Genomic DNA, 12,159 nt, shown 5'->3' on the forward strand with positions numbered 1-12,159 from the left:
CAGAAAGGTGAATTCGTGCGCAAGTATCTCGTCCTCCTCTTCATCGTCGCCCTCGTGGCCTCGGCGTGTTCCGGCACGGGCAAGGCCGTGGCGACCGTCAACGGCGTTGCGATCACTCTTGGCGATGTTGAGGCCCTTGCTCCGTCGAGCGACACGATGGACACCGCAACTTTCGACGGCAACCTGAGAAACCTCATCGTCGAGCAGGTCGTTCTTCAGGCCGCCGAGCAAGAGTGGAATCTCTCGTTCGACGCCACCGCCGTCGACGACCGGTACAACGAAATGGTGAACTCCATCGACGGCGACGTCGATCAGTACCTTTCCGACAACGGCATAACGAAGGGGACGTTGCGCCACATTGCGATCCAGCAGCTGCTCGGGACCGCCATCGACAAGCAGCTTTCCACTCAGATTGGACCGATCTCCGACGCGGACCTGCAGACCGCCTATGAGGGGGCCAAGCAGGCCCAAAGCAACGTGTGTGCCCACCACATCCTCGTCGCCACCGAGGATGAGGCGAACGCCGTGATCGATCGGATCAACGCCGGTGAGAGCTTCGAGGACATCGCAAAAGAACTCTCGATCGACACGAAGACCGGCCCGGAGGGCGGCGACCTCGGCTGCAACGCTCCTTCGAGCTTCGTGCCGAGCTTCGCGCAAGCTCTTCTCGAAGCGCCCGTCGGAGAGCTGTACGGACCGGTCCAGACCGAGTACGGGTTCCACGTGATCAGGGTCGACTCGCGTGACGTCCCCGCGTTGGAGGACATCAAGAGTCAGCTCGAGGACCAGATCAAGCGCCAGCAAGGCGCGGCGCTGTTCAAGGACTGGATTACGAGCAAGCTCGACGCGGCCACGATCGAAGTCGAGTCGAAATACGGCACCTGGTCTGGAGCGCCTGACTACACGATCACACCACAGGCCTGATGGCCGGGCAGATCACGGTTGCAGGCCTCGGTCCCGGAGACCTGAGGCGGGTCGGAGGCCGGGCAGCCGAGGTCCTTCTCGACCCGGCGCGCACGGTCATCGTCCGCACCCTCGAGCATCCGGCGGCCCGTCAACTCGCCGACCTGCGTCCGGTCGAGAGCGCCGACGACCTCTATGAGGCCGCAGCCGACTTCGATGAGGTCTACGAGCAACTCGCACGGCGCGTCGTCGAGGCTGCGGCAACCGGCGACGTCGTGCTTGCGCTTCCGGGCAGTCCGTCGGTGGCCGAGCGGACGACCGGCCTGGTTCTCGAAGCCGCCCAGGTCGCCGCCATCCCCGTCGAGGTGCTGGCCGGAGAGTCGTTCCTGGACCTCCTCGCGGCCGAGGTCGGCATCGATCTGCTCGGTGTCCAGATCCTCGACGGACGGGACCTGCCCGACCCGCTGTTCCTGCATCTGCCGACGGTGATCGCCCAGGTGGACGTACCTATCGTGCTCGCCGATGTGCGGGACCGCCTCCTCTCGGTGCTTTCGGAGGACACCGAGATCGTCGTGGCTCGGGACCTCGGGACGGCCGCTGCCGAGGTCGCCCGCGTGCCGCTGAGCGGACTCGACGCGTCGATGGCCGGTCTGCGCACGACCCTCTACCTCGACCCCGGACCTGCCGGCTGGTCCGGGCTGATCACCACGATGCGACGGCTGCGGCGTGAATGTCCTTGGGACCGGAGTCAGACACACCATTCCCTGGTGTGCAATCTCGTCGAAGAGGCCTATGAACTCGTCGATGCGCTCTCGGTGCTTCCGGTCGAGGCCCCCGGTGGTGAACCCGACTACGGCGCCTATGCAGACGTCGAGGAGGAGTTGGGCGATGTGCTCTTGCAGGTTGTGTTCCACACGATCATGGCGAGCGAGGCAGGAGCCTTCGACATCGAGGACGTCGCCGAGATGCTGCGGCGCAAGCTCGTCCGCCGCCACCCGCACGTGTTCGGAGATGTCGAGGTCACCGGCGTCGAGAAGGTGCTCCGCAATTGGGAGCAGATCAAACAGGAGGAGAAGCGGCGGACGTCATTGATGGATGACGTTCCTGCAGGATTGCCCGGACTGGAGCGGGCGGCCAAGATCCAGCGGAGGGCCGCTTCGGTCGGTTTCGACTGGGACGATGCCAAGAGTGTCGTCGACAAGATCCGTGAAGAGACGGCAGAGCTGGAGGCGGTGCTCGCCGACCGGACGGCCGCCGAGGATGAGCTCGGCGATCTGCTCTTCTCGGTCGTGAACCTCGGCCGGCACCTCTCCCTCGATCCGGAGGTCGCCATGCGCAGGGCCGTCGATCGATTCGCAGGCCGGTTCCGGTGGATGGAGAAGTCGTTCGACATGAATGATCGAACGCTCGAAGAGCTCGAAACGATGTGGGTCGCCGCAAAGGCGGCCGAAAAGCACGAAGCGGAGGCAGCGGATGACTAGATTCAGTGCACAAGGAGGGCCGATGGACACCACGATCAGCGCGGTGAAGGCCCGTGAGATCCTCGACTCCCGGGGAAACCCGACCGTTGAGACCGAAGTGTTCCTCGCCGGCGGAGCATTCGGCAGGGCGGGGGTTCCGTCCGGGGCGTCGACGGGGGCGCTCGAGGCGCACGAGCTTCGAGACGGCGGAGACCGCTACGGCGGCAAGGGTGTACAGCGGGCTCTTACCAACATACGTGACGAGATTGCGCCTGCGGTCATCGGCCGGGACGCAACCGATCAGGAGGGGCTCGATCAGGCGATGATCGACCTCGACGGCACCCCCGCGAAATCGCGGCTGGGAGCCAACGCCATCCTCGGCGTGTCGATGGCCGTGGCGCGTGCCAGTGCGGGAGCGCTCGGTATCCCGCTGTTTCGCTATCTCGGCGGGACGAAAGGCAGGGTCCTTCCGACGCCGTTCTTCAACGTTCTCAACGGCGGTGTGCATGCGGCCAACTCGGTCGACATCCAGGAATTCATGCTCGTTCCCGGCGGGGCGCCGACGTTCCGTGAGGCGCTGCGAGCAGGCGCCGAGATCTACCACACGCTCAAGAAGGTGCTTGCCGCCAAAGGGCTTGCGTCCGGCGTCGGAGACGAGGGAGGGTTCGCTCCCGATCTGCCGCACAACCGATCGGCGATCGAGCTGCTGGTCGAAGCGATCGGTGAGGCGGGGTACACGCCCGGCGAGGATGTGGCAATCGCCATCGATTCGGCGGCGACCGAGATGTACCGGGATGGCGCCTATGTGTTGGAGGGGCGCCGCATGACATCGATCGAGATGGTCGACTATCTCGACGGCCTGGTCGACGAGTTCCCGATCGTCCTCGTCGAAGATGGTCTCGCCGAAGACGACTGGGATGGATGGACGGTGCTGACCGAACGTCTCGGTGAGAAGGTCCAGGTGGTCGGCGACGACATCTTCGTCACGAATGAGGATCTGCTTCGCCGTGGTTTCCGCGAGAAGGTCGCCAACTCGGTGCTGATCAAGCTGAATCAGATCGGCACGCTGTCGGAGACGCTGCACACGATGGAGACGGCGGAGCGGGCCGGGTACGGGCGCATGATCAGCCACCGGTCCGGCGAGACGGAGGACTCGTTCATTTCGCACCTGGCGGTGGCGACGAACGCGTTGCAGATGAAGTCGGGTGCTCCGGCTCGTGGTGAGCGCACCGCGAAGTACAACCAGTTGTTGAGGATCGAAGAAGAGCTCGGTGACAGCGCGCGCTACGCCGGGTGGTCGTGGATGAAGGGCTGATATGAGGGGATCGCGTCTCGCAATCTTGGCCATCGTCGGCCTGGTCGTGGTGGGCGCGGTGCTCATCACGAATGTCCTGCCGATCCGTAGTCTGATGGCGGAGCAGCGGCGCGTCGATCTCGCCCAGGAGCAGCTTGCTGCGCTCCAGGAAGCGAACGCCCGTCTGCAGGCATCGGCGGACTTCCTTTCCTCGGACGCGGGTGTGGAGATGGTCGCTCGGCGCGATTTCGGACTGGTTCGACCGGGTGAGACCGCCTACGTGGTCGTCGATCCCAACGACAAGGGCTTTACCCCGGACGTGCCGAGGACGGCCGTTGAACCTGCACAGCCCCGGCCGTGGTGGCAACGCATCTGGGATTTCGTCACCGGTCGTGACCTGACGGGATGATGGACGACCAGCAGGTGGTCGCGCTGCAATTGGAGCGCCCGCTACGTGCCGCGGTGGAGGTCGTGTACCGATGCCCGCTCGGTCTGCCGGTTGTTGTCGCCGTACCACCGCTCCTCGACGACGGGACGCCGTTTCCCACCCGCTACTGGCTGTCCTGTCCCGCCGCGCGTAGGCGTGTCGGGAGGATCGAGGCGGCGGGCGGTGTCAGGGCGATGGACCGTCGCATACGTCACGACGCGGCATTCGCCGCAGCGATGGGCGACACGAACCGGCGCTACGCGGCCGAGCGCGACGCGTTGATCCCCGACGGTGCGACGCCCCGGCCGACCGGCGGAGTCGCCGGAGGTTCGGGAGGTGTGAAATGCCTCCACGCCCACTACGCGGATCATCGTGCGGGTAACACCAATCCGGTGGGGGAGTTCGTCGCGCCGTGGGTCGAGCCGTTCGACTGTGACGTGCCGTGCGTGATCGAAGGGCCGGACGGTGTCGCCGCGGTGAACCCGGGGTGGTCGGAGCCGCGCTGACCTTCCCGTTCTCGTGACGGTTCGATCGGATTATTCCCGTGAAGCGTCACGAGAACGGATGGATGGGGCTCGCAGCCGCGTCCACGTGACGGTGAGGTCCTCGGGCAGGACCCTGGTGTCTCCGACGGTCGTCATGAAGTTCGCATCTCCCGACCAGCGGGGCACGAGGTGGAGATGGAAGTGGCCCGGCACGCCGGCTCCTGCCACGCGGCCCAGATTGGCGCCGAGGTTGTAGCCGTCGGGGTGCATGGCCTCGTCGATGGCGTTCATGGCGTTGCCGAGGAGCCGCCAGAGCTCCGCCTGCTCATCGGCGTTCAAGTCGGCGGGTCGTTCGATGTGGCGGAACGGGGCCACCATGACGTGACCGGTCGTGTACGGGTACCGGTTGAGCATGGTGAATCCGAACGATCCCCGCTCGAGAATCAGTGCCTCTTCGTCGGCGCCGGCGGGCAGCCGGCAGAAGAGGCATCCGTCGGCATCGGGTTTGCCGGCATTGGCGATGTATTCGCTTCTCCAACCGGCCCACAGCATGTCCCAGGGCATGATCGGAGGCTACTCGCTCTCGAAGACACTGTGAACCCTGGGCTCAGGGGGGTCGCTACGACCCCTACGAGCCCTGGGTTCACAGGTTGGTAGCCTCCTGGTACTGCCCGGGTGACGGAACCGGTAGACGTGGCGGACTTAAAATCCGCTGCCCTCGAGAGGGCGTGTGGGTTCGAGTCCCACCCCGGGCACCAGGAGGCACGACTCATGACCGACGATCGCGGCGACGCCTACTCGCGCGCTGCCCGCCGCTACGACCGCTTCATCGGACCGTTCGTGCGCCGGCTGCGCGCCATCGGCCTCGACCTGTGCCCGCCCCGGCAAGGGATGGTCGTGCTCGACGTCGGCTGCGGCACGGGGGCCCAGCTTGCCGCCTATCAGGAGGCAGGCTGTCGTGTGTCGTGTGTCGATCCTTCCCCGGCCATGCTGAGTGTCGCCCGGCGGCGGCTCGGCGACGGAGCGGACATTCGAGAGGGAGACGCCACCGTGCTTCCCTACGAGGACGCGACGTTCGACCTCGCCACGATCTCGTTCGTGCTGCACGAGCTGCCCCACGCCGACCGTGTGGCCGTCATGGGGGAGATGCGAAGGGTCCTCAAACCCGAAGGGCGCATCCTGGTCGTCGACTTCCTGCCGGGCCCGTATCGAGGGCTCAAAGCACTGCTCGTGCGGGCCGGGATCGTCGCCATCGAGTTCGCCGCCGGAGGTGACCACTGGCGTAACCATCGGGACTTCCTCGCTCGCGGGGCCTTGGCGGCGCTTGCCGACGCGCAGCATCTCTCGGTTCGCGAGCAACGGACGGCCGGTGGGGGAACCATCGCCGTGTCGCTGCTGGCCGCCGGCCGAGTCTCTTAACGCAGTCGCGGATTCAGCGTGTACGTGCCGGTGGTCGAGGCGCTCGCCAGGACGTGGCCATCGATCGCCTCACGCACGTCCGCGCCGGAGAACGCGCCGTCGACGGCCAAGTGGTGGACGTCGAGCGCGTACGCGGTGAAGACGTAATGGTGCATGAGTGAGTCGTTCCACGGGGGGCACGGCCCGTCGTAGCCGTAGTAATCCCCGGCCATGTCCTTGTCACCGACGAACCAGTTCGTGTAGTCGTTGATGCCGTGGCGGCCGAACGGTGCCGTCGGCCCCTTGCCACGAGGCACGACACCATCGGAGCAGGATCCCTCGGCAATCCCCTCCATGGCCGGGTCGATGTCGACGAGGACCCAGTGGAAGAAGTTGGTGCGAGGAAGGTCCGGTGGTACCTCACGGCCTTCTTTGTTGACGTCGTCGGGCTTGGTCGGGACGACGGGATCGTGGCAGATCAGCGCCAGCGACCGTGTTCCCTCCGGAAGATCCGTCCACGTCAGCGCCGGATTCCGGTTGGGCCCGAACGTCGCGTGCGTGTCGGGATCCGGCACACAGAAGGCGAAATCGCCGGGGATCGGATGACCGTCTTCGAAACTCGAACTACTCAATCGCATGAGATCACCTCCATGGCGGAGGCTAGCGCCGTCGTCCGGTCAGGAACACCGCTCATGGGCCCGATTGAGCTCGTCTCCGTTGAACCCTGGGCTCAGGGGGGTCGTGACGACCCCTACGAGCCCTGGGTTCGCAGGGTTTTGGCGGTTTCGACGACGAGGAAGATCGGGACCGCAACGGCGAGCATGAGCAGCCAGTCCTCCCAACGAAGCGGAACGGTGTGGAGCACCTTCTGCAGAAACGGAACGTAGACGGCCGCCACCTGGGCGCCGACGGTGAGCACCCACGCTCCGATCACCCACGGGTTCGTCCAGAAACCGATGCTGCGCAGAGGTCGGCGCAGCGACCGGAAGTTGAAGACGTTCATCTTCTCCAACAGGATGATGCCGGTGAAGGCCACCGTCTGTGCAGTGGCGATCGCCTCGGGGCTGCGGCCCAGCGTCGCGAGATAGTGGTGGAAGAGCCACAGGGTCCCGATGCCGATGTAGCCCCCGAGTCCGAGGAGCAGCGCGGCGCCCGTCTTGTTCAGGATCGGTTCTCTGGCTCCTCTCGGCGGCTGTTCCATGAGGTCTTTCGATCCCGGTTCGAGGCCCAGAGCGACGGCGGTCATGCCGTCGGTGACGAGGTTCATCCACAGAATCTGGACGGGGAGCAGGATGAGCGGTCCCTTCAGCAGGATGTTGACGAACACGGCGACGACCTCTCCCGTGTTCGAGGAAAGGAGGTATCGAACGAACTTCTGGATGTTGTCGTACTGGCGGCGCCCCTCTTCCACCGCCCCGACGATCGAGGCGAAGTTGTCGTCGGTCAGCACCATGTCGGACGCGGCCTTGGCCACGTCGGTACCGCGCAGGCCCATCGCGATGCCGATGTCGGCCTTCTTGAGCGCGGGGGCGTCGTTCACACCGTCGCCCGTCATCGCCACGATGTTTCCCTGGTCTTGGAGGTGGGTGACGATCCGCAGCTTGTGTTCGGGGGTGGTTCGTGCGAACAGGACGTCATGGGTGAGGAGCTCGTCGAGAGCCCCGTCGTCCATCGTGTCGAGTTCGCCACCGGTCACGGCACGTTCGACGTCCATGCCGACGTGCCGGCCGATCGCGATCGCCGTCTCCGGTGCGTCGCCGGTGATCATGATCGGGCGGACCCCCGCCTCACGTGCCAGTGCGATGGCGGCGGGCACCTCGGGTCGGGGCGGATCGATGATTCCGACGACACCGAGCAGCGTCAGGTCGCTCTCGACCTTGTCCTCGTCGAGTTCGATGTTGGCCGGGAGCACCCTGCGCGCGAGAGCGAGCGTGCGCAGACCCTGTCCGGCGAGGAAGCGGTACGCGTCTTCGAAGGCGGTTCGGTCCTCATCGGTGAGGTCTCGCTCGGCCGTGCCCTCGAGGATCCGGGTGGCGCGCGAAAGGATCACTTCCGGGGCACCTTTCGTGAAGGCGACGAGTCCCTCGGGCCGGTGTGCCACGACGGTCATGCGTTTGCGGGCCGAGTTGAACGAGAACTCGGTGACACCCGCGCCGCCGCCGTCCGGAGTCAGCCACGCCTTGTATGCGGCGACGACGAGAGCGGCCTCGGTCGGTTCACCGAGCTGCCTCCACCCGCCGTCGGTCTTGGTGACTCGGGCGTGGTTGCAGACCAGGCCGGTTTCGAGAAGGGCGAGCAGGTCCGGTCGGGTCCGGTGGTCGAGCTTCTGCCCGTCGACGGTGAAGTGGCCTTTCGGATCGTAGCCCACTCCGGTGATCTGCACGGGGCCCGCCGGCATCCAGATCCGTGTCACCGTCATCTCGTTCTTCGTCAAGGTTCCGGTCTTGTCCGTGCAGATCACCGTCGCCGAACCGAGCGCCTCGGCGGCCTGAAGGCGGCGAAGGAGGGCGTGACGTCTGACCATCGCCCTGATCCCGAGTGCGAGGGTGATCGTGACGACTGCGGGGAGGCCCTCCGGCACGACGGCGACGGCGAGGGATACACCGGTGAGGAACATCTCGAGGAGGGGTTTGCCCAGGATGATGCCGACGAGGGCGACACCGGCGGAGATGGCGATCGAGATGACACCGAGCTGCTTGCCGAGCACCGCCAGTTTGCGTTGCAGCGGTGTGGGGTCTTGACCGAGGCTTTGGGTGAGCTCCGCGATCTTGCCGAACACCGTGGCCATGCCGGTGGCGACGACGATGCCGAGCGCCCTCCCGTTCGTCACGTTGGTGCCCATCCACACCATGGGGGTGCGTTCCGCAAGGTGCGTGTCGCCGGGTACGGGGTCCGTGTCCTTGTGCACGGAGCCCGACTCGCCGGTGAGTGCCGATTCGTCGACCTTGAGGTTGAGGCTCTCGACCAGACGGAGGTCGGCGGGGACCTGGTCGCCGATCTCGAGGGTGACGAGATCGCCCGGGACGAGATCGGTCCTGTCGATCTCCATCGGTTCTCCGGCCCTGGTCACACTGCAGGTCGGTGAGAGCATGCTGCGAAGCGCTTCGAGCGCCTGCTCGGCCTTCCATTCCTGAACGAACCCGAGCGCGCCGTTGAGCACGACGATGATCAGGATCGTGACGGCATCGGCGACTTCGCCGACCACGAAGGAGACCGCGGCGGCGATGAGCAGGATGATGATGAGCACATCGGTGAACTGGCGTGCGAGCACCTGATATCGGCGTGCGGCGGGGACTTCTTGGATGCGGTTCGCCCCGTGCCGCTCGAGGCGGGCGACTGCTTCGGCATGACCGAGGCCGTCTCGCTCGTTGGTGTCGAGCCGGGCGACGGCCTCCGTGACCGAGATGGTGTGCCAGTCGTCCGTTGTCTGTGCATCCATGCGGTGCCGCAGGTTAGCGATTGTCGCCGGCAGCCCGGTGAGCGCCAGATCTGCGCGGTACGGGACGATGTGGCCGGGTGACGTACAGACGAACGGCGGCGTTGTGGGCGAGAGGCGGCGAACGGCCGTGGGCGGAAGGCGACGCGGGGACTCGGGTGCCGTAGAGTCTCCTTTCGTGAACGCGGCCCGTTTCCTCAGAAGAACAGTGGCAATCGGAGCACTCGGTGCCATCTCGGTCGTGTACTCGGAGGCGCTCTTCTGGGCACGATGGAGACCCGGCGACAGCGTGGGCGGATACCTGGTCACCTGGGCCGCCTACAGCCTGGTCGTGTACCTCGTGCTGGCGGCGATCGAACACTTCGGCGTTCGCGGCGTGCTCGGCATCGCTCTCGCCGGAGCGATCTTCGGCTGGCTCGTCGAGGGAGCCGTGGCGGTGACGCTCTACAGAGACCTTCCGTGGAGCATCTCGTGGACCGCGCTCGCCTGGCATGGACTGCTCACCGTCGTCTTCGGTTGGTTCCTCGTTCCTCGAGCACTTGCCACGTGGCCGCTGCGGCGGCTGGTCCGGTGGTCCGTTCTGGTCGGGGCGGTATGGGGCATCTGGGCGATCGGCTGGAGGGTGCAGGATGGCTCCTGGACGCCCGTCGTGTCGTTTGGCCTGTTCGCGTTCGGCACGGCCCTGGTCCTCGTCCTGGGGTATGTCCTGTGGCAACGGGCCTACGTACCGGCGCGTCCTCAACGCTGGCTGATCCTTGGGGCAGCAGCTCTGCTCGCCCTGTCCGCGGCGATTCAGGCGGGAGCGATCGCCGTCGTACTGCCCGCACTGGTCGGTGTCGTGGTTGTCGTGATGAGGACCGGGCGGGGGAGGTTCGACGGATCCGGGCTCGTACCCGAGGAACCCATCCGGGCCTCTGCGCTGACGGCGCCGCCGATCGCCGCAGCGAGCGCGGTGGTCGTCTACGCGGCGTTGCAGTCCGCAAACGTCGTCTCCAACACCGCTGCGGTCTTCTACCTGTTCAGCATGCCCGCAGGGTTCGTCGTTCTGGTCGCGGCCGTGTCGAGCGTGCTCAAAGGGATGAAGGTTTCCTGACCGTTCCCTGCTCGCACGTGCACGTGCCGCCTATCATCTGTGAGGATTCAGATGTCCGATCACACACAGGGAATCAAGAAGGACGTCGCAGAGGTCAAATTCCTCGTTCACGACCTTCGCGTCGAACGGTTCATCGACGAGGTCATCCATTTCCACGTCGGACTGGACACCGACCTGGAGTTGTACGGGATCAAGGACCTCGGCCTGCCGACAGGCAAGGACCTGCTCGCCCTCCGAGCGAGAGCCGCCGAGCTGCGGGCCGTGTACAACGAATACGGCGAGGCGGTGCGGGGCTTTGCGGATCCTTCGGTGGTGCTTGCGGTCGGCAACCGGTACATCCGCTTGATCCACAGTCTCTGCGAGCTGATCCTGCATCCTCTCTGGAGCCACATCGAAGAGGCGATGACGCTCCTCCCCGCCGAGTCCAGGACCGTGCGGTCGCGAAGCCACTACCGCAACACGATTCGTTGGCTGTGCGGGGTCTACTACCGGATCGAGCATTTCTGGGCGGAGCTGAGGGACGAAGACGTCACCGAGGTCTTCGATGTGGCGGGAGACATCGAGGATTATGTGCGCAACGTGGTCTACGGGTATGTGACCGAGAAGAGCTCGGCGCGCGTCGAGCTGGAGATCGGAAACCTCGAGCCTGCCGTCGTGAGCGGCAACCGGTTCAGATTCCGGCGCATGTACTTCAACCTGATCATGAACGCCGTCGATGCGATGGCAGACAAGAAGCTCGGGTTGATCCGCATCGACGAACGGACCGAGGGCGACGAGGTCGTACTGACCGTTCGAGACGACGGATCGGGCATGGCCCCCGACAAGGTTCGCCAGTTACTCACCGATCGCGAGACCCTCGACGGTGAGTTGCACTCGCTCGGATTCGTGTTTGTGCGCCAGACGGTCGCCGACTTCGGCGGGCGGGTGTCCATCGACAGTGCACTTGGAGAAGGCACGACGGTCACGGTACGGCTCCCCTACATGAAGGGCGCACCGATTCCTCCCCGCAGGGGATCCTTCTGCAAGGAGTACGACATCGCGTCGGTCGAAGAGGAACGGGTGGCGGCACATCCTTCCGTGAAGCCGGCTCCGGTCGGCCGAGACACGGAAGGGACGTGTGGGTACGACATCTATGCCGACTACAAGCAGTCCGACTCGGAGTATCCGGGATGTATCTTTGCGATCGCCATCGCCGAGGACGGGCGTCTCGAGCTGTTCTCGCACAAGCCGTACGAACGGTTCTGGAACATCGGACACGAGGACCTGCTGCCGATGTTCTATGAGGCCACGGTGCGGGGGCGTCTCGAGGACGACGACGATCACAATCCGGTCGTGATCCTCAAAGGGCCCCAGAGCATCACGGAGTACTTCGATCTCAAGGAGATCCCCGCGGATGATCGAAGTGCCGAGGAGTTCACCCGGATGGTCCACGACGAGCTGATCCGGATCGCTCGCCGGCTGATCGGCACCGGTCTTCCGGCGGCACTCGAAGTGCAGGTGGCCGGCCTCTCGAAGTTCCTTCCGGAGGTCACCGAGCCCGAACCATTCCCGCTGGCGACGCTCGCCGGCCGCCGCCTGACGACCGAAGCCTGAGCCACCTCTTTCCTTCCCCCTCAGGGGGAAGTGGCCGAGGTGAGGAACGAGCCGAGGCCGATGGGGGTGT

11 protein-coding genes and 1 tRNA gene are annotated in these 12,159 nt (G+C 65.5%); 9 read left to right on the top strand and 3 right to left on the bottom strand.

Translation table 11 applies throughout. The features are described 5' to 3' along the window. Nucleotides 1–15 precede the first annotated feature (15 nt). The 5 genes from GXP34_01875 to GXP34_01895 are packed head-to-tail and all read left to right on the top strand — an operon-like array spanning nucleotide 16 to nucleotide 4,590. Entirely contained in the window at nucleotides 16–924 is a 909-nt protein-coding gene (locus tag GXP34_01875) for a hypothetical protein (GenBank protein ID NOY54713.1), read from the top strand. Then, a complete protein-coding gene (mazG, locus tag GXP34_01880; protein ID NOY54714.1) occupies nucleotides 924–2,384 on the top strand; it encodes a nucleoside triphosphate pyrophosphohydrolase in 1,461 nt (486 codons plus the stop codon). Before GXP34_01875 ends, mazG begins: the two co-directional genes overlap by 1 nt. A gap of 22 nt (nucleotides 2,385–2,406) precedes the next feature. Continuing rightward, on the top strand, nucleotides 2,407–3,678 hold the full coding sequence (eno, locus tag GXP34_01885; protein ID NOY54715.1) for a phosphopyruvate hydratase: 1,272 nt from the start codon (nucleotides 2,407–2,409) through the stop codon (nucleotides 3,676–3,678). A 1-nt stretch (nucleotide 3,679) separates the two neighbouring features. Continuing rightward, entirely contained in the window at nucleotides 3,680–4,066 is a 387-nt protein-coding gene (locus GXP34_01890) for a septum formation initiator family protein (protein NOY54716.1), read from the top strand. Then, complete coding sequence (locus tag GXP34_01895; protein NOY54717.1) at nucleotides 4,063–4,590, top strand: DUF501 domain-containing protein; 528 nt, start codon at nucleotides 4,063–4,065, stop codon at nucleotides 4,588–4,590. The genes GXP34_01890 and GXP34_01895 overlap by 4 nt, the downstream gene beginning before the upstream one ends. Nucleotides 4,591–4,620: 30 nt before the next feature. On the opposite strand, the gene GXP34_01900 is transcribed toward GXP34_01895, so the two are convergent. After that, nucleotides 4,621–5,121, bottom strand: coding sequence for an HIT domain-containing protein (locus GXP34_01900; protein ID NOY54718.1), 501 nt, complete (start codon nucleotides 5,119–5,121; stop codon nucleotides 4,621–4,623). A gap of 117 nt (nucleotides 5,122–5,238) precedes the next feature. Between GXP34_01900 and GXP34_01905 the strand changes: the two genes are divergently transcribed. Beyond that, nucleotides 5,239–5,327, top strand: a tRNA-Leu gene (locus GXP34_01905). Nucleotides 5,328–5,340: 13 nt separating this feature from the next. Continuing rightward, on the top strand, nucleotides 5,341–5,988 hold the full coding sequence (locus GXP34_01910) for a methyltransferase domain-containing protein (protein NOY54719.1): 648 nt from the start codon (nucleotides 5,341–5,343) through the stop codon (nucleotides 5,986–5,988). Here GXP34_01910 and GXP34_01915 read toward each other — a convergent pair. Together GXP34_01915 and GXP34_01920 are read right to left on the bottom strand one after the other, a co-directional pair. Then, on the bottom strand, nucleotides 5,985–6,605 hold the full coding sequence (locus GXP34_01915; GenBank protein NOY54720.1) for a YbhB/YbcL family Raf kinase inhibitor-like protein: 621 nt from the start codon (nucleotides 6,603–6,605) through the stop codon (nucleotides 5,985–5,987). The genes GXP34_01910 and GXP34_01915 overlap by 4 nt on opposite strands. Before the next feature lie 113 nt (nucleotides 6,606–6,718). Next, entirely contained in the window at nucleotides 6,719–9,406 is a 2,688-nt protein-coding gene (locus GXP34_01920; GenBank protein NOY54721.1) for a cation-transporting P-type ATPase, read from the bottom strand. 175 nt (nucleotides 9,407–9,581) lie between these two features. Here GXP34_01920 and GXP34_01925 point away from each other — a divergent pair, with 175 nt between their 5' ends. After that, nucleotides 9,582–10,496 carry a hypothetical protein gene (locus GXP34_01925; GenBank protein ID NOY54722.1) on the top strand — a complete coding sequence of 305 codons (915 nt, stop codon included), beginning with the start codon at nucleotides 9,582–9,584 and terminating at the stop codon, nucleotides 10,494–10,496. A gap of 51 nt (nucleotides 10,497–10,547) precedes the next feature. Next, nucleotides 10,548–12,089 (top strand): ATP-binding protein, encoded by a 1,542-nt coding sequence (locus GXP34_01930; protein NOY54723.1) that lies wholly within the window; start codon nucleotides 10,548–10,550, stop codon nucleotides 12,087–12,089. Nucleotides 12,090–12,159 lie beyond the last annotated feature (70 nt).

The sequence above is a fragment of the Actinomycetota bacterium genome (assembly GCA_013152275.1).
GTDB lineage: Bacteria > Actinomycetota > Acidimicrobiia > Spongiisociales > UBA4744 > BMS3Bbin01.